This is a genomic window from Sorangium sp. So ce117, from assembly GCF_051524395.1.
GTDB lineage: Bacteria > Myxococcota_A > Polyangia > Polyangiales > Polyangiaceae > Sorangium > Sorangium cellulosum_B.
This window is the reverse complement of sequence record NZ_CP150309.1, coordinates 6,738,606-6,759,273: the sequence shown is the minus strand read 5'-3', so window position 1 is coordinate 6,759,273 and position 20,668 is coordinate 6,738,606. Positions and strand designations below refer to the sequence as shown.

21 protein-coding genes are annotated in these 20,668 nt (G+C 72.2%); 10 read left to right on the top strand and 11 right to left on the bottom strand.

Annotation, left to right across the window (positions count from 1 at the left end):
• Positions 1-16: 16 nt before the first annotated feature.
• Complete coding sequence (locus WMF46_RS25205; RefSeq protein WP_437979522.1) at positions 17-535, top strand: DUF2243 domain-containing protein; 519 nt, start codon at positions 17-19, stop codon at positions 533-535.
• Here WMF46_RS25205 and WMF46_RS25200 read toward each other — a convergent pair.
• Together WMF46_RS25200 and ybaK are read right to left on the bottom strand one after the other, a co-directional pair.
• On the bottom strand, positions 509-1,342 hold the full coding sequence (locus WMF46_RS25200; RefSeq protein WP_437979521.1) for a hypothetical protein: 834 nt from the start codon (positions 1,340-1,342) through the stop codon (positions 509-511). The two genes, WMF46_RS25205 and WMF46_RS25200, sit on opposite strands and share 27 nt — an antisense overlap.
• A 74-nt stretch (positions 1,343-1,416) precedes the next feature.
• A complete protein-coding gene (ybaK, locus tag WMF46_RS25195; RefSeq protein ID WP_437979520.1) occupies positions 1,417-1,902 on the bottom strand; it encodes a Cys-tRNA(Pro) deacylase in 486 nt (161 codons plus the stop codon).
• Here ybaK and WMF46_RS25190 point away from each other — a divergent pair.
• Complete coding sequence (locus WMF46_RS25190) at positions 1,892-2,038, top strand: hypothetical protein (protein ID WP_437979519.1); 147 nt, start codon at positions 1,892-1,894, stop codon at positions 2,036-2,038. The genes ybaK and WMF46_RS25190 overlap by 11 nt on opposite strands.
• A gap of 38 nt (positions 2,039-2,076) precedes the next feature.
• Here WMF46_RS25190 and WMF46_RS25185 read toward each other — a convergent pair whose 3' ends face one another.
• A complete protein-coding gene (locus tag WMF46_RS25185) occupies positions 2,077-3,018 on the bottom strand; it encodes a hypothetical protein (protein ID WP_437979518.1) in 942 nt (313 codons plus the stop codon).
• 216 nt (positions 3,019-3,234) lie between these two features.
• On the opposite strand from WMF46_RS25185, the gene WMF46_RS25180 reads away from it, so the two are divergent.
• A complete protein-coding gene (locus WMF46_RS25180) occupies positions 3,235-3,759 on the top strand; it encodes a hypothetical protein (RefSeq protein WP_437979517.1) in 525 nt (174 codons plus the stop codon).
• A gap of 47 nt (positions 3,760-3,806) precedes the next feature.
• Here WMF46_RS25180 and WMF46_RS25175 read toward each other — a convergent pair whose 3' ends face one another.
• From WMF46_RS25175 to WMF46_RS25155, 5 genes are all read right to left on the bottom strand, one after another.
• Entirely contained in the window at positions 3,807-4,040 is a 234-nt protein-coding gene (locus WMF46_RS25175; RefSeq protein WP_437540747.1) for a hypothetical protein, read from the bottom strand.
• Positions 4,041-4,147: 107 nt separating this feature from the next.
• Positions 4,148-6,028 carry a DUF885 domain-containing protein gene (locus WMF46_RS25170; RefSeq protein ID WP_437979516.1) on the bottom strand — a complete coding sequence of 627 codons (1,881 nt, stop codon included), beginning with the start codon at positions 6,026-6,028 and terminating at the stop codon, positions 4,148-4,150.
• 64 nt (positions 6,029-6,092) lie between these two features.
• Complete coding sequence (locus WMF46_RS25165; protein ID WP_012237276.1) at positions 6,093-6,407, bottom strand: rhodanese-like domain-containing protein; 315 nt, start codon at positions 6,405-6,407, stop codon at positions 6,093-6,095.
• A 188-nt stretch (positions 6,408-6,595) separates the two neighbouring features.
• Positions 6,596-8,803: a family 2A encapsulin nanocompartment cargo protein cysteine desulfurase gene (locus WMF46_RS25160; protein WP_437979515.1), complete on the bottom strand. Its 2,208-nt coding sequence runs from the start codon at positions 8,801-8,803 to the stop codon at positions 6,596-6,598.
• The gene (locus tag WMF46_RS25155; RefSeq protein ID WP_437979514.1) at positions 8,790-9,698 is read right to left on the bottom strand and encodes a family 2A encapsulin nanocompartment shell protein; all 909 of its coding nucleotides are present in this window, start codon (positions 9,696-9,698) and stop codon (positions 8,790-8,792) included. The genes WMF46_RS25160 and WMF46_RS25155 overlap by 14 nt, the downstream gene beginning before the upstream one ends.
• A gap of 539 nt (positions 9,699-10,237) precedes the next feature.
• Here WMF46_RS25155 and cysK point away from each other — a divergent pair.
• The 6 genes from cysK to WMF46_RS25125 all read left to right on the top strand — a co-directional run bounded on the left by cysK (position 10,238) and on the right by WMF46_RS25125 (position 15,416).
• On the top strand, positions 10,238-11,227 hold the full coding sequence (cysK, locus tag WMF46_RS25150) for a cysteine synthase A (RefSeq protein WP_437979513.1): 990 nt from the start codon (positions 10,238-10,240) through the stop codon (positions 11,225-11,227).
• A complete protein-coding gene (gene epsC, locus WMF46_RS25145; protein WP_437979512.1) occupies positions 11,224-12,180 on the top strand; it encodes a serine O-acetyltransferase EpsC in 957 nt (318 codons plus the stop codon). The genes cysK and epsC overlap by 4 nt, the downstream gene beginning before the upstream one ends.
• Before the next feature lie 107 nt (positions 12,181-12,287).
• The gene (locus WMF46_RS25140; protein ID WP_437979511.1) at positions 12,288-12,710 is read left to right on the top strand and encodes a hypothetical protein; all 423 of its coding nucleotides are present in this window, start codon (positions 12,288-12,290) and stop codon (positions 12,708-12,710) included.
• A gap of 132 nt (positions 12,711-12,842) precedes the next feature.
• Positions 12,843-13,559, top strand: a complete 717-nt coding sequence (locus WMF46_RS25135; RefSeq protein WP_437979510.1) for an SDR family NAD(P)-dependent oxidoreductase — start codon at positions 12,843-12,845, stop codon at positions 13,557-13,559.
• Between the two features lie 170 nt (positions 13,560-13,729).
• Positions 13,730-14,440 (top strand): HPP family protein, encoded by a 711-nt coding sequence (locus WMF46_RS25130; protein ID WP_437540732.1) that lies wholly within the window; start codon positions 13,730-13,732, stop codon positions 14,438-14,440.
• A gap of 439 nt (positions 14,441-14,879) precedes the next feature.
• Positions 14,880-15,416, top strand: coding sequence for a hypothetical protein (locus tag WMF46_RS25125; RefSeq protein WP_437979509.1), 537 nt, complete (start codon positions 14,880-14,882; stop codon positions 15,414-15,416).
• Positions 15,417-15,494: 78 nt separating this feature from the next.
• On the opposite strand, the gene WMF46_RS25120 is transcribed toward WMF46_RS25125, so the two are convergent.
• Complete coding sequence (locus WMF46_RS25120) at positions 15,495-16,631, bottom strand: tetratricopeptide repeat protein (protein ID WP_437979508.1); 1,137 nt, start codon at positions 16,629-16,631, stop codon at positions 15,495-15,497.
• Positions 16,632-16,888: 257 nt separating this feature from the next.
• Here WMF46_RS25120 and WMF46_RS25115 point away from each other — a divergent pair, with 257 nt between their 5' ends.
• Positions 16,889-17,812 (top strand): hypothetical protein, encoded by a 924-nt coding sequence (locus WMF46_RS25115; RefSeq protein ID WP_437979507.1) that lies wholly within the window; start codon positions 16,889-16,891, stop codon positions 17,810-17,812.
• 52 nt (positions 17,813-17,864) lie between these two features.
• Here the strand turns inward: WMF46_RS25115 and WMF46_RS25110 are convergent, their stop codons facing one another.
• Both WMF46_RS25110 and WMF46_RS25105 read right to left on the bottom strand, forming a co-directional pair.
• Positions 17,865-19,046, bottom strand: coding sequence for a hypothetical protein (locus WMF46_RS25110; RefSeq protein WP_437979506.1), 1,182 nt, complete (start codon positions 19,044-19,046; stop codon positions 17,865-17,867).
• Positions 19,034-20,569 carry a hypothetical protein gene (locus WMF46_RS25105; RefSeq protein ID WP_437979505.1) on the bottom strand — a complete coding sequence of 512 codons (1,536 nt, stop codon included), beginning with the start codon at positions 20,567-20,569 and terminating at the stop codon, positions 19,034-19,036. The genes WMF46_RS25110 and WMF46_RS25105 overlap by 13 nt, the downstream gene beginning before the upstream one ends.
• Between the last annotated feature and the right edge of the window lie 99 nt (positions 20,570-20,668).

Genomic DNA, 20,668 nt, shown 5'->3' with positions numbered 1-20,668 from the left:
CGCTCAGGAGGATTTCATGAGCACAGCCCGCCCGCTCGAGAGCACCACCGCCACGAGGACATCACGCGCCGTGAAGACGGCGGGAGTGCTCTTCGGTATGGGCGCAGGTGGCCTGATCGACGGCATCTTGTTTCATCAGCTCCTGCAGTGGCATCACCTGATCTGCTTCAGCTGCCATCCAGGCGCGACCATCGACGATGTGAGGCGGAACATCTTCGCCGACGGTCTGTTCGGCGTTGTCGCATTGGGCCTCACTGTGGCAGGTGTGTTCAAGCTCTGGGGCGCCCTGCGCGTGGGCGGAGCCGAGCTCCCGGGACGGATGCTCCCGGGCGCCGCCGCCATGGGCTGGGGGCTGTTCAACCTGGTCGAGGGGGTGATCGACCATCACCTCCTGCAGATCCACCATGTCCGTCCAGGTCCGGGGCAGCTCGGCTGGGACCTGGCCTTCCTCGCGTCCGGTGTCCTGCTGGTGCTGGTCGGCCGGCGCCTGATGCGCGAGGCGCCCGCGTCAGCCGCCGCGCCGGCTCGGACCTGACTCGCCCCCGCACCAGGCCAGCTGGACCAGGCGGTGCAGCAGCGACAGCGAGGGCGCCTGAGGGCCGGCCTCGAGCGACGGAAACGCGCTCGTCAGCTGGGCCGCGGCGAACGGCGTCCTCCTGGCGATGAGCAGCTCGCAGCGGCCATTGAACACCGCGGGGTCCCGGGGCGAGGCGGGGGAGGCCAGCGAGAGCCCCGCCGGGAGCTCTGCGACGGCCCGCCTCAGGTCGTCGAGCTCCTCGAGCGCGAGGCGCCGCTCGTGCGGCGCTTCTGCGCCGTCGCCGCCCGCGCGCAGCAGCGCGTGCCCGCTGGCCTGCGAGCGGAACGGGCCGTCCGAGGAGGGGGACAGCGAGAGCTCGACCTTGACCCAGCGGCGCCCTCCGCCGGCCGGCGCGACGCCCTCGAGGACGAGCAGCCAGTCGGGGGCCGCGGGCCGGCGCGCCAGCGCGCGCCTCGCCCAGCGACGCTGCGCTGCTGGCCCGACCCACGGCGAGAGCCCCGCGTGCCACGCGCGGAACGCGAGCTCATCGCGGTACGCCGCGCCCGGGAGCCACCCCCTGGCCACGCCGATCGACTCCCAGACCGCGAGCCCGGCCGCGAGCGCCGGACCCACGCTGATGCACTGGACCAGCCCCGGAATGCAGGCGCCGGCCGCCGCGAGCACGGCGCCTCCGGCGGCCGCCGAGGCGGCCAGCTGGACCGCGCCGAGCCCGATCTCCCACGGCTTGCAGCCCCGGCACCGCTGCCGCAGCTCGGCGGTGCTCAGCTCGCTCGGGTCGCGCACGTCGCAGGCCGCTCTGGTCATATCCCTCGTCGCCGCCCGGCGCCGGACCGGAGGCGAGCTCTGCCAGCATACCGCGGATCCGGCGGCGCGCGCGTTCAATCCGCGTCGCCGCCCGGCGACGCGATGGCTCCGACCTTTGCCCTCGTCGCGCGCAGATAATTGTCGGGAGCGACGAGGATCTGGGTGCCGCGCACGCCGGCCGAGATGGAGACGACCTCGAAGAGCTCGATCGTCTCGTCCGCGTAGACGGGATAGGCCTTCTTCGCGCCCAGCGCCGTGACCCCGCCGCGCACGTAACCGGTGAGCGGCTGGACCTCCTTCAGCGATACCGTGTCGACCTTCCGGTCGCCGGTGAGCCTGGCCATCGCCTTCAGATCGAGCTGGGCGTTGCCCGGCACCACCGCGAAGCAAACGCCGTGGCGATCGCCGCGCGCCACAAGCGTCTTCCACACCTGCTCCGGCGGCAGGCCGATCTTCCTGGCCACGGTGCCCGCGGTCAGGTCGCTCGGGTCGACCTCGTAGGTGCGCAGCTCGTACGGGATGCCGAGGCTGTCGAGGATGCGCGCGGCGTTGGTCTTCATCGGAATGGGCCGGGCGATGCTATACCCGAACCGGCTCCAGTTCGGGTTCTACTCGGTCCTCGCGCGGCTCGACGTGGAGGCCGACTACGCCGCGGTCGAGGGCGCCTTCCTGCGGGAGGCGGGGCTGCTCGGGTAGGCGCCGCTCGGGTAGGCGGCCGAGCGCGCGGCGCCGGCTCAGCGCGGGCGCCGGTCGTGGAAGAGGAGCATCTCGATGGTGCCGGCCTCGCGGAGCCAGGGCTGGTCGTGCGGGCCCGGCAGGACGCGGAGGGTGTGGGGGAGCGAGCGCTTCGCGAGCTGCGCGGCGAGGGCGGCGTTCGCGTCGCGGAACGGGTCTCCCTCGCTGGTGAGCAGGTGGAGATCGCGCGGGCCGGCCGCGGCGACGGCCCTGGCGAGCCGGTCGGCGTAGGCAGGGGCGCGGTGGGCGCTGATGGCGGACTGCACGCCGCCCCAGGCGCTGAAGAGCTCGGGCCGGCGGAGGAACACCTCGATCCCGATGAAGCCGCCGAGCGAGCAGCCGTCGAGCGAGGTGCGGGCCGCGTCGTCGAACACGGGCGCCTCGGCGCGGGCGCGCGGCAGGACCACCTCCGCGAGCCAGCGCGCGTAGCCGTCGAGCGCGGCGGAGGGGTTCGGGGCCTTGTGGACGTTGGGCGTGAAGGGGCACGCGATCGCGAGGCCGCGGAACGGCCGCGCCGCGAGGGCGGCGTTCACCTCGGCGAGCCGCGCGTCGGTCCAGTCCTTGCGGCGCGAGGTGCGCCCGAGCGGCGGGCGGCGCAGCCGCTCGTAGGCCGGCCCGAGGCCGTACCGCTCCAGCCACGCGAAGGCGCCGAGGCGCTCGTCGCCGGTCTCGCCGAGGCCGTGGAGGAGCACGAGCAGCGGCACGCGCTCGCCCGGGGCGAGGTGCTTCGGGACGAGCAGCGTGAACCGCCTGCCGAGGGCGCGATCGCCGGGGACGTGGAGGTCGCGGACGTCGAAGGCGGGCGGGGAAGCGGGGGGCGGCGGCGAGGGCGGCGCGGCGCCGGCGGGCGGCGGCGAGGGCGGCGCGGGGTCGGCGAGGGCGGTGCTCGGGGCGAGGGCGGCGGCGCACAGGGCCAGGAAGGGGCGCCGGTGAAGGAGCATGCGCGGAGTGTCGCAGCTCCGCGGCCGTCAGCCAGCCCGCGGCGGACGTCGGGGGCGATCCTGACCTTCAGCGGCGCTTGAATGACGCCGTTGCCATGCCTCGCTCGGACGTGAGAAGGGAGGCGGTCCAGCGCCGTGAGGGGCTGACAGGAAATGCCCGAGACGCGCGGGAGGGGGTGGACGCGCCGGGCGCGCGGCGGGTACACCGATGCGTCCATGGACACGACGCACGATGCGACGGACGCGACGCACGACGAGGTGGAGCAGACACGCTCGATCCGCCCTGAAGATCAGGACCCGAAGCTGTGGAAGGGGAACGGGTGGACGGCGCGGGTCATCAAGAACGAGGACGACGATGGCTGGGCCGTCGAGATGACGTGCGACGGCCAGAGCGAGCCCTCGCTGGTGGGGCCGTGGACGATGGGGCGTGACAAGAAGAACCCGAAGCCCCTCGACGCGAGCGCCTTCGCCACCCTGGTGAAGACGGCGAACGAGATCCTTTCGCGGCACGACCAGCAACGCCGGGCGCAGCTGCACCGGAGCGTGACGACGGTGGTCGGGGGCGGCGCCCGGATGCGGGTGGACCTCGACATCGTGCCCGACGAGGACGATCCTCACGCCATCCTCACGGGGCGAGACGCGGCAGGGGAGACCGTGAGGCGGTCGAGGGTGCCCCCGAACTTCAAGCTCACCGCCGAGAGCGCGCGGACGTGGCTCGAAGAGGGCGTTCCCGAGCCGTGACGGGCGCGCGGCCGGCGAGGGTCCCCGCCGCCGCCACGCCGCAGCGCTCAGCCCGGGTGGACAGGCGTCCAGGCCGGCGGGTCGCTCGCCGGGAACGACTCGTCCGACGCCTCGTCCACCGGCTCCCACGCCTCGCGCTGCGAGGGCGCCCCGCCGCGATCGAGCGGAGTCTGCGGGCTCCGCTCCTTGCGCGTCTTCGCCCTCGTGGCCTCGGGGCCGGCCGCGGCGCCTTCAGGCGATTCCGGCTGTCGCTCCGCCGCCTTCTTCTCGTTCGTTCCCATGTCACCCTCCGGCGCTCCCGTGCCCGACACGACAGGTGGAGCCGGCGAGGCGCGCCGCAAGGGGACCCCGCGCTGGATCGAGGCCGCTCTCGCTCGCTCCTCCCCGCTCAGCGCGCCGGCTGATCCCCGACGAAACGCTCGAACACGGCCTTGCGCAGCAGCTCCGGCGGCAGGATCCCCTGGGCGAGCACGAAATCGTGAAATCGCTGCGCATCGAAGCGAGGGCCCATCATGGACTCGACCTCTGCCCGGAGCTCCATCAGCCGGATGAACCCGTAGAAATACGATGTCGCCTGTCCCGGCGCGCGGAACGTGTAGCGCTCCACCTCGGACCGAGCGAACGGCGCCGATAGCACCACTTCCTGCTCCAGGAACGCGCGCGCGGCCTCAGGCGTGATCTTGCCGGCCTGGAGCTCCGGATCCAGGAAGGCGCGCGCGGCCCGCAGCAGGCGGTATTGCAGCGAGACGAGCTGACCGTCGGGCGGCATGAACGGGAACACGAGGGCCTCGGAGTACAGCCCCCACCCCTCGACGTTGGCGCTGTTCATCGCGAAGACCGCCCGGGCGATCGAGACGCCGCGCTCGACGAGCGAGGCGAACTGGAGCTCGTGTCCGGGGCGCGCCTCGTGGGCGGTGAGCGTCCATGACGCCGCTGCATGGGTGAAGTCGTCGACCTTCTGCAGATCGTCCGCGGCGCCGGGAGGGCCCGGGAGGCTGAGCGGCAACACGAACTCCCCCACTTCCCCCTGGTTGCCGAGCAGCCGCGGCGGCCGCATGTGCGGCGCCGGCGTCTCGGCGCTCTCGGCGGCGGTGCCGAGCCGGATGCGCGCAGGCCGCTCGGGCAGCGTGACGAGGCGCTCTTTCCTGATGATGTCCTCTATCTGGGCCAGCCGCGCCTTGTAGTGCGGCAAGATGGCCTCGCCCACCAGCTGCTCTTTCTTCAGGGCGCGGAGCACGTCGCGGTAATCCGCGCCTGGCAGCTTGCGCGCCCGGGCGACCGGTAACGAGAGCTCCTGCATCTGCGCCGTCAGATCCTCGAAGGCGGCGTGGGCCAGGGGCGCGAGCTCGGCGGGCGGCAGATCGACGCCGTACGACTCGAGCGCGAACGCATAGAGCGGCCGCGGCAACGCGAAGTCGGTCCGCGCCCGGGGGAGCACGTCGCTGCGCAGCGCCGCGTCGTACGCCGCGAGCTGGCGATTCAGCGCCGCGAGCGGCTCGTCATGGCCGCTGATGCCGTATTTCCTGAACAGCTCACCGATGCCCTCCCGCACGCGGGCATTCGTGGCGAGGTGCCGCTCGATCTCCATCCTGGGCGGGGCGAGCAATCCGGGCTTCTCGAGGTCCTGGAGGAGCCTGGCCATGGCCTGCTCGGCGATGGGCACATAGCCCGCCTCCATGCCGGCATAACGCCGGAGGCGCGTGCGGGCCGCAGCCCGCCGCGCCGGGGATACCCGGTCGTCCAGGAGGTTCGAGATGCCGTCGAACACGAGCCCCGTGACGTGCACGTAGGTGACGCTGTACTTCTCGGCGAGCTCCGAGCTGCGAACGGCCCGGTCCGCGGCGTCCAGCAAGATCTGCAGATCTTCGGCGACCGCCGGGTCCTTCTCGGTCTCTCGCCGTTTCTGGAGCTCCACGATGGCCGCGCGGAAGGCCGCGCGTTTTTGCGCCTCGACCCCGGGCGAGAGGTCCGCGATCTCCCGGTCCGCGCGCTCGATCCCCAGAGCTCCGGCGCGCTCCGGCGAGAACCGGACGAGCACGTCGAGGAGGACCTTTGCGTGCTCGTTGCTGCGCTCGACCCAGGCGGGGAGTCGCCGGGCCGCTGCAGGTGCCGAGCGCGCGGCGGGCGCGGTGCTCGCGGCCTCCGAGGGCGCCGGCGAGGGCAGGGGAGCCGGCGCGGCGGCAGGAGGCGGGGCGCCTCGGGCGCACGCAGCGGCGAACAGGGGGACGAGGACGAAGGTGCGAAGTGCGCGCAGGGCCATGCCGCACATCTTGCGACGGCGCCGCCGCGCGCCAGCCGCAACGCGGGGCAAATGCGGCCGGCGTGAGCCCAGCTCAGCTGTGCTCGAGCGGAAGCCCCGCCTTCACCCAGCCGCTCGTGCCGCCATCCAGGTTGTAGAGCTGGTTCAACCCGAGCCGCTCGGCGAGCTTCGCCGCCGTCAGGCTGCGGGCGCCCTTCGCGCAAACGAACACCACACGATCGCGCGGCAGGGCCCGCTGCGGATCCGCTCTCAGTTGATCGAGGGGCACCAGCCGCGCGTGCGGCACGTGTCCGACCGACCACTCGCGTGGCTCACGTACATCCACAACGTCCACCTCGCCGCTCTTGATGAGCTCGTCCGCGTCCCTGGGCGATATCGTCTGGATCATGCGTCCATTATAACGGACGCGTCCGACAGTGGCAACCCGGGGGACACAAGTTCGCCGTCGAGACGAAAACCTGCGAAATCCCGTGTGTTCAGCCTGTTTCGAAGATTCAGCCGGGGGGGTGGGCGGTGAGGGCGGCTGGCAGGGAGCCCGGCGACGTCCGCATCAGCGGACAGCCGCCGGGCGGCCAGTCAGCGCGACCTGCCGATCTGGATCCTATGCAGCGCGTCAACCAGCGCGTCGATGTCCTCGCAGGTGTTGTAGGGGGCGAGCGACGCGCGCACGGTGCTCTCCAGGCCGAAGCGGCGCAGGATGGGCTGCGCGCAGTGGTGGCCCGAGCGCACCGCGATGCCCTCCCGGTCGAGCGCCCCGCCCACGTCCTCGGTGCGCTGCCCATCGAGGACGAAGGAGAGCACGCCCGCCTTGTCGGCCGCGGTGCCGATGAGCCGCAGCCCGGGGACGGTCGCGAGGGCGTGGGTGGCGTAGTGGAGCAGCTCGTGCTCGTAGCGGCCGATGTTCTCGATCCCGATCCGCGTCACGTAGTCGAGCGCGGCCCCGAGGCCGACCGCGTCCGCGATGTTGCCGGTGCCGGCCTCGAAGCGCGCGGGCGGCGGGTGGTAGATCGTCCGCTCGAAGGTGACGTCCGCGATCATGTTGCCGCCGCCCTGCCAGGGCGGCATCGCGTCGAGCACCTCGCTCTTGCCGAAGACGGCGCCGATGCCCGTGGGACCGAACACCTTGTGGCCCGAGAACACGTAGAAGTCGCAGTCGAGGAGCTGCACGTCCGCGCGCATGTGGGACACCGCTTGCGCGCCGTCCACGACCACGCGCGCGCCGTGCCGGTGCGCCATCGCCACCATCTCGCGGGCGGGCGTGATGGTGCCGAGCGCGTTCGACACCTGCGTGATCGAGACGATGCGCGTCCGCGGGCCGAGCAGCTTCTCGTACTCCTCGAGGATCACCTGGCCCCGGTCGTCCACCGGAGCGACACGGAGCCTGGCGCCCTTCTCGGAGCAGAGCTGCTGCCACGGCACGATGTTGGCGTGGTGCTCGAGCCACGTGATGACGATCTCGTCGCCCGGGCCCACGTTCCTCCGGCCCCAGCTCTGGGCGATCAGGTTGATCCCCTCGGTGGTGCCGCGCACGAACACGATCTCGCGCGTGGACGGGGCGTTGATGAAGCGGCGCGTCGCCTCGCGCGCCGCCTCGTACGCGTCCGTCGCGCGGGCCGCGAGCGCGTGCGCCGCGCGGTGGATGTTGGAGTTCTCGTGCTCGTAGAAGTACGAGAGCCGATCGATGACGGCCCGGGGCTTCTGGGTCGTCGCCGCGTTGTCGAGCCAGACGAGCCGCTTGTTGTGGACCCGCTCCTCGAGGATGGGGAAGTCGCGGCGGATCGCGTGGGGGTCCAGGATGCCGGAGGAGCCGCTGACGCCGCGGACCAGCGCCGGATCCACGGCGCGGATCTCGTGCGCTTCGACCTGGGGAGGGCCGACGGGCGACTCGATGCCCAGCGCGGGCGCGCCGGGTACGAAGTACGGGTCGGCGTCGCGGTCCGCGAGATCGCCGAGCACCGGGATGCGGAGCACCTCGTCGGTCGCTCCCAGGCTCAGCGGATCGGAGCCCACGAACGGGACGCGGACGAACCCGGCGCGCACCGTCGAGTCCGGCAGCGCCACCTCGCCGGGGAAGGCGGGCGTCGCGCCGGAATAGGCGCGGACCTCGCCGGGGAAGGCGGGCGTCGCGCCGGAATATGCGGGTACCGAGCCGGGAGCCGGCGGTGCCGCGCCGGAAGCGGCGGGGGCTGACCCGGGGTAAACGGGGGCCGCCGCCGCGGAGGGCCCCGCAGCAGCCGACGGCGTCGCGCCGGACGCCTGTGCGGGCGGGGCGGGCGACAGCGACGGCGAGATGCCGGGCAGCGGCGCCTCGGCGGGGGAGGTAGGCGCCGCGCCGGAAGAAGCGAGGACCGAGCCTGGAGCCGGCAGCGCCGCGCCGGAATAGGGGGGGACAGAGCCGGAATAGGCGGGGACAGAGCCGGAGTAGGCGGGGGCCGACCCGGGGTACACGGGGGCCGCCGCCGCGGACGGCCCCGGTACAGGTGACGGCGCCGCGCCAGCCGCCGCCAGGTGCGGGACGGGTGACTGCGACGGCGCGGCGCCAGGCAGCGGCGCCGCCTGCGCAGCCGCCCCCTGATTCAACGGCGCGCTGAGTATCTCGTTCGCGAGCTGCGCGATCACCGTGGCCAGGGAGGCGGGGTCGAAGCCGACGGCGGCGGGCGACGGCGCGCCGCCCGGCGCCGAGAGCGGCACGTTCAAGGGCGCGATCCCAGAGCTCCCTACGGCGTGAGTCACCTGCAGCAGAGCACCCTGGAGATCCGCTGTCTGGATCTCACTTGTACTCATAGTAGCTGTCCACCTGGACGCCCTCGAGCACGCCGAGCGCATCTTCGGTCAGAACCGCCGCCGAGCAATAGAGGGACGCGAGGTACGAGGCAGCCCCGAGCTGGTTGATGCCCATGAAGCGAATCGACAGGCTCGGGCTCACCTCGCCCTGGATCCCCGGCTGGAACAGGCCCACGACACCGCGCTTCTTCTCGCCGGTGCGGACCAGGAGGATATCGGTCTTGTTGCCCGCGAGGTGAAGCTTGTCGGTGGGGATGAGCGGGAGGCCGCGCCACGTGAGGAACGGCGAGCCAAACAGGGTCACCGTGGGCGGCGGAACGCCGCGCTTCGTGCATTCGCGACCGAACGCCGCGATGGCGCGCGGGTGCGCCAGGAAAAAGGCGGGCTCCTTCCACACCTTCGTGATCAGCTCATCGAGATCGTCCGGCGTGGGGCCAGCGCCGCGCGGCTTGACCCGCATGCTCTCATGCACGCTGTTCAGCAGGCCGTAGTTGCCGTTGTTGATCAGCTCGTCCTCTTGCTTCTCCTTGAGCTTCTCGACGAGGACCGTGAGCTGCTCCTTCACCTGATCCATCGGGCTGCGGAACAGGTCGGAGATCCGGGTGTGCACCTGGATCGTCGTGGTCACCGTGTTGAGCACGAACTCGCGCGGCTGCTCTTCATAGTGGATGCGCGCCGTGGGCAGCTCGGCCGCGTCATCCGGGCTGCAATCGACCGCGAAATCGTTATCGACGACCCGGTTGAGGCGGTACACGCCTGCTTCGACGGGCGTCCAGGGGAGCAGCTGCACGAGCCAACGCGGGGTGGAACCGGCCCACTGGGGCGGCGTCTTGCTCGTGTTGGCGTGTTGTCTTGCGGCGCGCTCGCCAAGCAGATGGCTTTCGTGGTTCGTCATGGCAGGGCTCTTCCTCGAGCTTTGGCGCGTGGGGGGGAGGTCTCCGCCAAAGCTGGGCCAGTACTACAACTTCTTCCTGGGATGCCGCAATGGCGCTCATGACGCCCTGGACGCTTTCCTCCTGTAAAGCAGATGTAATTTCCACCATGTCGGACTCCTATAAAGCGGATTTTCCTTCCGCGATGGTGGAGCGCAGGCGCACGTGCCGTGGTGGATGCAGACACCGGCGGACGCCAGCTGAGGTCAAGGCCCAAGGGGGTTGCGGAGGCGTTGCGGCAGCGTTGCGGTGTCGTTGCGGTGTCGTCCGAAATGAAAGATGAGGAGTCGGGTGATGGAGCGCCGCCCCCGCGCCACCGGCGCGCCTTCGACGCGCCACGACGACTGAGCGGCGAGGGCGTTGGCGGGCACAAAGTGCTTGGCGGGTTCTGTCCGTTATGTTAGATGAACATCCGCTGGTAATCAAGCGCGGCGTTCGCTGCCCGCTCGACGTCCTCCGACCTCGAGGACGCGGAGGCATGCCGTCGCACCCCAGAGGGCCCATGTCGAACGTCACACGCGGCTGGTTCGAAGACAACGCAGAATCCATCGGCCGCACGCCGCTCGTGCGCCTCCGTCGCTCCGTCGACGGCGCGGGCGCGCTCGTGCTCGCGAAGATCGAGGGGCGCAACCCGGCGTACTCCGTCAAGTGCCGCCTCGGCGCGGCGCTCGTGTGGGACGCCGAGAAGCGGGGTCTCCTCGGTCCGGGGAAGGAGATCGTCGAGCCGACGAGCGGCAACACGGGCATCGCGCTGGCCTTCGTCGCGGCGGCGCGGGGCTATCCGCTCACGCTGACCATGCCCGAGACGATGAGCATCGAGCGCCGCAAGCTGCTCGTGGGTTATGGCGCGAAGCTGGTGCTCACCGAGGGGCCCCGGGGGATGAGCGGCGCCATCGCGAAGGCGGAGGAGATCGTCGCGTCGAACCCGAGCCGGTACGTGCTCCTGCAGCAGTTCAAGAACCCGGCGAACGCCGCTATCCACGAGCGGACGACGGGCCCGGAGATCTGGGACGACACGGCCGGGAAGGTCGATATCCTCGTGTCCGGCGTCGGGACCGGCGGCACGATCACGGGCGTTTCGCGCTTCATCAAGCACCAGAAGGGCAAGGCGATCACCTCCGTCGCGGTCGAGCCCGCGCACAGCCCGGTGCTCACGCAGACGCGCGCCGGGGAGCCGCTCAGGCCGGGGCCGCACAAGATCCAGGGGATCGGCGCGGGCTTCGTGCCCGACGTGCTCGATCTGTCGATCGTCGATCAGATCGAGCAGGTGACCAACGAGGAGGCGATCGCCTACGCGCGGCGGCTGACGCGCGAGGAGGGCATCCTCTCGGGGATCTCGTCCGGCGCGGCGGTGGCGGTCGCGGCGCGGATCGCGAGGCGCAAGGAGAGCGAGGGCAAGACGATCGTGGTCATCCTCCCCGACTCGGGCGAGCGCTACCTGAGCACGGCCCTCTTCGAGGGGCTCTTCGACGAGAAGGGGCTCGCGACATGAGCGAGGCCGATCACGGGGTTTACCGGGCGCCCGCCGTGTCCGGCGCGTCCTGGGCGCTCGGCTCGGTGGTCGCGGAGCTGCGCGCCGCCGGCCGGGGGATCGACGGCGCGCGCCAGAAGCTCGGGCGGCAGGCGCTGCCGTCGCGCGAGGTGCTCGTCGGCATCGCGCGCGATCTGCGCGCGGTGTTCTTCCCGGCGCACTTCGGGCCCGCGGATCTCACCGAGGAGGGGACGGACTACTTCGTCGGGCACACGCTCGACGCGGCGCTGCTCGCGCTCCACGAGCAGGTCCGGAGGGGCCTTGGCTTCCCGAGGGAGCTCGACGCCCGCGAGGCCGCCCGCCGCGAGGGCCGCGCGGCCGAGATCGTGCGCGACTTCGCCGCGGGCCTCCCCGCGGTGCAGGAGCTGCTCGAGACCGACGTGCGCGCGGCGTTCGAGGGCGACCCGGCGGCGACCAGCATCGACGAGGCGGTGTTCTGCTATCCGGGCATCACGGCGATCATGCACCACCGGATCGCGCACCTGCTCTACACGCTCGGCGTCCCGCTCATCCCGCGCATCCTCGCCGAGATCGCGCACGCCGACACCGGCATCGACATCCACCCCGGCGCCGAGATCGGGGCGAGCTTCTTCATCGATCACGGGACGGGCGTCGTCATCGGCGAGACGTGCCGTATCGGCGAGCGCGTGCGCCTCTACCAGGGCGTCACGCTCGGCGCGAAGAGCTTCCCGCGCGACGCGAGCGGGAACCCCATCAAGGGGATCGACCGCCACCCCATCGTCGAGGACCAGGTGGTTGTGTATGCCGGCGCGACGATCCTCGGGCGCATCACCATCGGCCGCGGATCGAGCATCGGCGGCAACGTGTGGCTCACGCGCAGCGTCCCGGCGAACAGCCGTATCAGCCAGGCCCAGGTGCGGAGCGACGTCTTCGAGGACGGCGGCGGCATCTGACGGGTCCGGGCGCGCCGTCACGGCGCGCTCGGCGCGGGCGAGATCCGGCTCGTGCCCGGCGCCGGCGCGGTGTATGAGCGCCGGCCTTCCGCCGAGGTCGCCCCGCGATGATCCCCCGCCGCCGCCTGCACCGCGCCGTCTTCGCGCTGGCTGCCCTCTACAACGCCTGCTGGGGGCTCTATGCCGCCGCCGACCCGCAATGGCTCTTTCGCTTCGCGGGCATGGAACCCCTCAATCACCCGCAGATCTTCGCCTGTCTGGGGATGGTCGTCGGGGTGTACGCCATCCTCTACGCGGAGGTCGCGCGCGCGCCCGAGCGCGGGTTCCTCCTTGCGGGCGTCGGCCTGCTCGGCAAGGTGCTCGGGCCGATCGGCCTCGCGGCGCTGCTCGCCACCGGGCAGTGGCCGCCTCGGTCCGCCATCCTCTGCTTGACGAACGATCTCGTCTGGTGGATCCCCTTCGGCCTGTACCTCCACGACGCATGGCCGTTCTTCGTGCGGCAGTGGAGGGATGCGCCGGGGAGCCCGTAGCTCCTCTGGGGGGCTGACCTCCGGACCGAGCCGGGGACGAGCTCGCCCGGCATCTGTCGTTCGCGCGGGCCAGGACAGGCGATACGCTGCCGCGGTTCGCCGGCGCGAGGGCCGGCGGGAGGGTGTGCGTTCATGAGCTCGAACAAGGCAGCGGTCGTCGTCGGCGTCGGCCCCGGACTCGGGGCCGCTGTGTCGAGGCGCTTCGCGCGCGAGGGGTTCTCCGTCGGCCTCGTGGCCCGGACGGCCGCCGCGTGCGAGGCCGTGCAGCGGGAGATCGAGGGAGCCGGAGGGCGCGCCTTGAGCGTCCCGGGGGACGCCACCGACGCGGCCTCCGTCAGGGCGGCCTTCGCGCGCGTTGAGGAGTCGCTCGGGCCGGTCGAGGTGCTGATTTACAACGCCAGCGCCTTCCGCGTGGCGGGCGCGCTGGAGCTCACGCCGCGAGAGCTCGAGGACGACTGGAAGATCAGCTGCCTCGGCGGCTTCGTGAGCGCGCAGGCGGCGCTGCCCGGCATGCTCGAGCGCGGCCGGGGGACGATCCTCTTCACGGGCGCCACCGCCTCGCTCCGCGGCGGAGCCCGCTTCGCGTCCCTCGCCGTCGGCAAGTTCGGCCTGCGCGCCGTCGCGCAGTCGCTCGCGCGCGAGCTCGGCCCGCGCGGCATCCACGTGGCGCACGTCGTCATCGACGGGCTGATCGACACCCCGCGGGTGCGCGCGATGGTGCCCGGGAGGAAGGCCGACACCCTGCTATCGCCGGAGGCGCTGGCGGAGACCTACTTGCAGCTCCACGCCCAGGCGCCGAGCGCCTGGACCCACGAGATCGACGTGCGCCCGTCGGTGGAGAAGTTCTGACGCTGCCCTGGGCGGCGGGCCCGAGCGCGCCGGGCGAGATCCCCGATCCATCTCGCGGAGCCCGGGGGTAGAATCGTGGCGAGCTGGCCGTGGCGCCCGCCGGCGAGCGTGCAGCCGCGGAGGCGGGCGCGCGTCGCGTGGAGGCGCGGCCCGCTCGCAAGGAACGAAGGATGACAGAGAGAGACAGGCAATCGACCCCCGCGGCGGCGGAGCTGTGGGGAAACGGGCGCGGTTACGGCCCGATCTCGCCGCGGCACCCGCTCGGCGGCGAGATGACGGACGTGGTGCGCGGCATCTTCACGCGCCTCAGGCTCCCGTGGCTCCTCCAGCGCTACGCCAAGATACCGGTGCTCGCGGTCTTCAGCTGCGTGAACGGGTTCGTGAGCATCGGTCTGATGGCGGCCCTCGCCGTGGTGACGAAGTCGCCCTTCGTCTTTCCGTCGCTCGGGCCAACGGCCTTCCTGTTCTTTTACACTCCCACGGCGGCGTCGGCCGCGCCGCGCACCACCATCGTTGGGCACAGCATCGGCATTGCGGTCGCGTACATGAGCCTGCTCGTCACCGGGCTCACGCACGCAGGTCCGGCGACAGCGACCGGGGTGACCCTGCCGCGCGCCATCGCCGCGGCGCTCTCGCTGGGGCTCACGGCCGGCCTCATGGTGCTCGCCCGCGCGCCACACCCTCCCGCGGGCGCGACCACGCTCATTGTCTCGCTGGGCATCCTGTCCCGGCCCCCGATGCTCCTCGTGCTCCTCGGCGGGGTCGTCCTGCTCACGCTCCAGGCCATCGTCATCAATCGCCTCGCCGGCGTCGACTACCCGCTGTGGGCCCCGCGGCAGGCGCGCCCGGAGCAGGATCCGCCGCCTCCGCCTCCTCCTTGATCCAAGGGCCTCCCGTTGCCGGGCGGCCGAGGACGGGCGACTCGCGTCGTCGCTCCATGCCAGCAGGGCGCCTCGTCGCGCGTCGCGCCGCGTCTGTCTGCGATGCCACGATCGCGGTGTGACATGTCACGATCGCGGCGTGACATGTCACGGTCGCGGCGTGACATGTCACGATCGCCCATCGGAGATGGGGTTGGGCTCCGAGCTCCGCTGCGTCAGATGAATGGGCCCGATTCGGCAGGATCCGCCGCCCGCTTGGGCCACGGAGATCCACATCGAGCTGCCGAAGCGGCGGGGCCGTGGCTTCCCGGGCGCTGGCGCACCGGTTGCTGGGGCGGCTCCGAGAGGGGCTCTGGGGCCAGGCCCGGCGGCGATCGTCGCCTTGGTCGTTGCTTCGGGGCCCCGCACGTCATGTGTGGAGTCCAGCAACGGAGGTTTTGTGAAACATTCATGTGTGATGGTCGGGACGCTGCTGCTCGCAAGCCTGGGAACCGCGGGCTGCGTGGTGGAGAGCCTCGAGAACGAGGGAGGAGAAGACGCACTCGGTGAGGCGGAGCAGGCGCTGGCGTCCAGCCCGGCGCTCCGTGACTTCGGGCAAGTTCAGCCGCAGACGACGGCCTGGCGCACGGTCACCGTGGACAGCCAAGGGGTGACCCTCGCAGGTTGCCAGTGCAGCGTCTCGAGCCAGCACTTCGGCGTCTCGAACTGCCCGGTCTCCTTCAAAGGCCAGCGGAACGTCGACGTGTCCTTCGCTGCGCCAGGGTCGCCGGGGACCTATACCGCGACGTTCAGCATCACATGCGGAGGGCCGTCCTCGCCCTTTGCCAGCAGCAATCTGAGCGCCGTCGTTCCCATCGGCGTCAACCACAACGGCACGCTCCTCCGGGCCGGCGGCGCGAAGCCGAGGGCCGGGCGCAAGGCCGCGCGGCAGGCGCGGACCACGGTCTCGGCGCCGTCGAGGCGACGCTCGCGGTGAGCCGTCGCGCGGCGCCGAGGGCCAGAGCCAGCGACGCGCCGCGCTTCGATCCGCCGCGACCGCGCGGCGTGGTGCTCGTCAGGCCACGATCGAGCCGGCATGACCCGCCTCCGCCAGGTTCTCCCGGCAGGCCGCCATCGTCGGGTGGCCCGGGCCGAGCGTCGCCTCGTAGATGGAGAGCGCCCGCTCCAGCAGCCGGCGCGCCGCCGCCCGCTTGCCCTGCCGGAGGCGCAGCACACCGAGGTTGTTGAGCGCCATCGCCAGGTCGGGGTGGGTCGGGCCCAGGAGCCCCTCCATCGTCCCGATCGCCTTGCGGAACAGGCGCGCTGCGGCGTCGAGCTCGCCCTCGGCGTAGAGGAGGGCGGCGAGGTTGCTCGTGGTGAAGGCGACCTCGTGGTGCGCGGGGCCGTACGCGCGCTCGAAGATGGCGAGCGCGCGCCGGTAGAGCGCCTCCGCCTCGCCGCGCTTGCCCTGGGCGTCGAGGATGGCCGCGAGCGCGGCCGCGTCCTCGGCGACGAGCGGGTGCTCGGGCCCGAGCGCCGCCTCCCGCAGCGCCACCGAGCGGCGCGCGAACGGCTCTCCGCGGGCCGCCCGGCCGCGAGCGTGCTCGAGCCCGCCGAGGTTGTGGAGCAGGGGTGCGAGCTCGGGGTGATCCGGCCCGTGGACCCGCTCGAGGACGCGGATCGCCCGGCGGTAGAGCCGCGCCCCCTCGGCGAAGCGCGCGCGGTACTTGCAGCTCATCGCCAGCTCGTTGAGGCAGGCGGCGACCTCGACGTCGCGGGCGCCGAAGGCGGCCTCGGCCAGCCGGAGCGCGCGGCGGGCGCGCGCCGCCGCGTCTGCGTAGCGCCCCTGGAGCCGCGCGGTCGCGGCCAGGGCGAGCCACGCGTGGACGCGGAGCCGTTTGACCTCGCCGCCCCGCCGCGCCCGCGCGAGCACGAGGACGGCGCGGCGCGCGTGCGCCTCGGCGGCGGGAGGGTCGCCGGACGCCGCCGCGATCCGCCAGTGCACGAGCAGCGCGCCGGCTGCCTCCGGGTCGGCGGGCCCGAGCTCCCGCTCGACGAGCGCGAGCGCCTCGCCCGCATCCGAGCGGGCCTCGCCGAGCCTGCCCATGGAGAGATGGAGGAGGGCGCGCTCGCGGAGGGCGCGGGCGCCCGCAGCGGCCTGTCCCCGCGCCGGCCGCGCCGCGCGAGGGGCGGACGCGGGGGAGGCGCTCACGAGCTGTCGGCGCCGCCGGTCAGGAGGACGATCGTGGAGGCTGGCATGGGGCAGGGAGGATCGGCGATCCGGCGAGCGCGCGCCAGGGGGCGGTGAGCGCATGAGGGAGAGGCGGATTGACCACATGGCACGAGATGCGGTTGGCGGTCGCGCGCACGTCGGCGCCGGCGCGCCTTGACGTCTGGCGAGCGCTCGTGTGCTCTCGTTCTGCTGCTCTTCGCGCGACGCCGAGCGGCTCGACCAGGAAAGGGAGGATCATGCTCACGCACAGCTACACCTACGAGGCGGCCCTGGCGGATTCGCACAAGATCACCTGGCGCGTCGAGGACATCATCGGCGGTGACAAGCAGCTCGACTTCTCGAGGCCCTTTCTGCCGGAGTCGCTCGCGGGCACGGCGTCGATCCGCTGTCTGAGCGCGCGAGAGAAGCTCCTGCTCAACCAGATCCGCGGCAACAGCTATCTTTACCTCTTTGGCTTCGTGGAGGAGTTCATCCTGCCGTTCGTGCTCGATCAGGCGCGCACCGCGGTCCACGGCGCCGACGCGGTCGAGGTGCGCGCGCTCGTCACGTTCGCCGACGAGGAGGCGAAGCACATCCACCTCTTCCGCCGGTTCTCCGCGGAGTTCGCGCGCGGCTTCGGCGTGGAGTGCGGGGCCATCGGCCCCGCGAAGGACGTCGCGGCGGCGATCCTGAAGCACGGCGCGCTCGGCGTCGCGTTGGTGACCCTGCACCTCGAGTGGATGACGCAGCGCCACTACCTCGACAGCGTCAAGGAGGGTGACGCCGAGGGCCTCGACCCGCAGTTCTCGAGCCTGCTCCGCCACCACTGGATGGAGGAGGCCCAGCACGCCAAAGTCGACACGCTGCTCGTCGCCAAGCTCGCCCGCGAGGCCGGGCCGGAGGGCATCGCCCGGGCCTTCGACGACTACGTATCCATCGGCACGATGCTCGACGGCGGCCTCGCCGCGCAGGCCAGGCTCGACATCGAGGCCCTGGAGCGCGCCGCCGGCCGCACGCTCGCCGAGGCCGAGAAGGCCGAGATCTTCGAGGCGCAGCAGCGCTCCTACCGCTGGACGTTCCTCGGCTCGGGCATGACCCACCCGAACTTCGTCCGCGCGCTCGGCGAGCTCAGCCCCGCCGGCGCCGAGCGCATCGCCGCCATGGCGAAGGCGCTCTCCTGAGCGCCCCCTGGGCAGCGACGCTCCGCCGGGCGGCGCGCCAGGCGCCGCGCCGTCACTCCGCGAGCGCAGCGTCGCCCAGCGTGTTCACGTAGCCCGACTCGATGATCCTCTTGAGGAGCATCAGGAACACGCCCGCGTCGCGCCAGCACTCCGCCGGCAAGCTCGCCACGCCGACGCGCACGACGTCGACGAATCGCTCGACGACGCGGCCATCCCCGGCGCTGTCGTCGGCGGCGAGATCGCGCAGCGTCGCCGCGATGACGTCCTCGTCATCGACACCGACGAACCGCAGGGTGGCCTCGACGAGCCTCCGGTTCGGATGGTTGAAGAGGTTGAGATCGAACCGGCCCCGGGGGCCCGTGCGCCGATCGACGTCCTGATCTCCCACGTCGTCGAAGATGCGCGAAGCCGCGTCGGCGAATCGCTCGCACACGCGCCTGATCGCCGGGGAGGCCAGCACCTGTCTTATCGTGGGGAGCTCGGGGCTCGCGCTCCGGTAGAGGCTGTAGACGACGGCGACCGTCCCGGCCGTCTGAATGCTCCCGATCGCATGCGCGACGAAATCGTCGGCGTGGTCGTCCCAGAACGCACCCTCTTCGCGCTCGAGATAACGCTGGCTGAGCTGCCGCATGGCGGAACCATGGCTCAGAAAGCCGGCGACAGGCGACTCGATGAGCGCGCCCGCGCCCTCGGGAGAGCTCAGGCGACGCAGCAGGCGCGCCACCTCCGCGAGAGGTCGAGCGCGCGCCGCGACGAGGGCAGGATCGGGGCGCGGCGCCCTGGCCGCGTCGAGCTCGCTCCGGAGGACGGCGGACGCCAGCTGCTCCGCGTCGTTCGACGCGGGAACGTGCAGGCGCGGCGCGTGAACCTCGATGAACCGGTGCGTCGCGGCCACCATCGCCAGGTCCCCGTCATCCATCAGGCCATCGAACAGGAACAGGAGCCCAAACACGATGGAGACCTCGGCGAGGCGCTCGACCTCCTCGATTTCGATCGCGATCGCGGCGCAGAACGCGGTCGCCTTGGGGCCGATCCGGCGCACGACGCGCTCGACGTGCTCCGGATCGAGGTCGGGTAAGGCGCCCTGGACGATCGGGCGGAACCTCTCGAGAAAACACGCGTGGACGGCGCGCATCCTCTCGGAGAGCGCGCGGCGGCCGACGGCGGTCGGGTAGGAGTCGCCGAAGACGTGGCTCTGCCACGTCCTTTCCATCAGATCGTCTAGCTTTCCCATGACGGTTGCGACACGAGCAGCGCGCCGAGGACCCACGCGCGGTCCACCCGCGCCGGGCAATACAGCTCCTTGCCGATCCAGCGGAGATCTTCCTGGCCGGCGCCGACGTCATGGTTCGACATCAGCCAGTCGCGCCCCCGTCGCCAGGCGCCCCGCGCCATCGATTCGAGCTCGCGGTTCCTTCGGGCGGCGCGGAGCGCGAGCACGGCGTAGGCCGTCTCTGCCGCGGTGGGCGCGCCGCCGGCTCCCCAGCCGCCGTCGCCGCGCTGGGCGCGCAGCAGCGCCTCCACGCCGCGCTTCACGGCGGGCAGCTGCCCCTCGTGCGAGAGGGCCAAAATGACCTGGCTTGTCGTGTAAAGCCAGGAGCTGTGCCACTTGTCGCCGACCCACCGCCCGTCCGGCTGCTGACGCTCGAGGAGGTACCGCGCCGGCTCCGACGCCTTCTCCCCGCGGGACGCGAGGGCGTGCATCGCGTGGGCATTGGTCGTGAGCGAGGGTTGCAGCTCGTTCGCGTACGTGATGAACATCCCGCCTCGCTCGAAGCGCCGCAGCGTCTCGATGGCGCGGGGCGCGGCGAGCTCTCCCAAGGTGGCGATGACCGTCGAGGTGATGTCGCCGTCCTGCGTGAACGCGTCGCTCATGCCGATGCCCTCGGGGCGAAGCGCGGCGCCGAGGTCGAGCAGCTGCGGCCGCGCCACGTCGCCGAGCCGGGGATGGTCGAGGAGATCGAAGGCCCGCAGCGCATACAGGACCCAGGTCTGCTCGAATCGGCGGATGGGCCACACCGTGGGGACGACGCCGGGGAGCCCGACCTCGGTCGCGTCGCTCGCTCGAAGCAGGTACTCGCGCGCCGCCGCTCGTGCGCCCGCGAGGCCGGCCTTGTCCCGAGATGCGTGAAGCCAGGCGGCCGTGGCCGCGGGGCTGTGCCCGACGCCGCCGCTCACGTCGAGGAGGTCGGGCGAGGGGCCGCTCCCCCAGCCCTCCCACGAGTGCGACGCCGCGCTGCCGGCCGCCGGCCGGGCCTTGCCGATCAAGGCCCGGCGCCGCTCGCCGAGCGCAATGAGCGCCCTGTACGGGCCCCAATCGACGCCGAGGCCGAGCGAGGAGGCCCGGTCGAGGAGCCTGGGCATGAGCAGCTCCAGCCCGACAGGGATGTCGTCCGGCAAGGACGTCCCCCAATGCGCTGCCTGGTTGCGCAGGAACGCAAGGCCCCCCTCGCAGGCGCGGCGCACCTGCGGCACGAGCTCGCGGCAGGGATGGAGGGCCACGATCGACGCCAGCGTCGGGAGATCGCGCGCGCGCGGCACCGATGACAGCCCCCAGCCCCCATCCGACCGCTGCTGATCCAGGAGCCATGGGATGAGGCTCGCCCTGGCATCGGGAAAGACATCGAACATCAGCACCGTGGCGGTGTCGTACACCGACGGGCTGACGAGACCCCCGCCACGCCCGAGCTCCGTCACGAGCTCGCGAAGGACGGCCAGAGCGCGATCGGAAGGACTCGAATGCGGCGAGGTGTTCATGTGCTGATCCACCCGGTGAGGGCCGGCTGCCGCCGGCGACGGTGTTGATGGTGAGCAGCGTCGTCCCGTCGGAGATCGCGGTCGATGGCTGAATGCGTT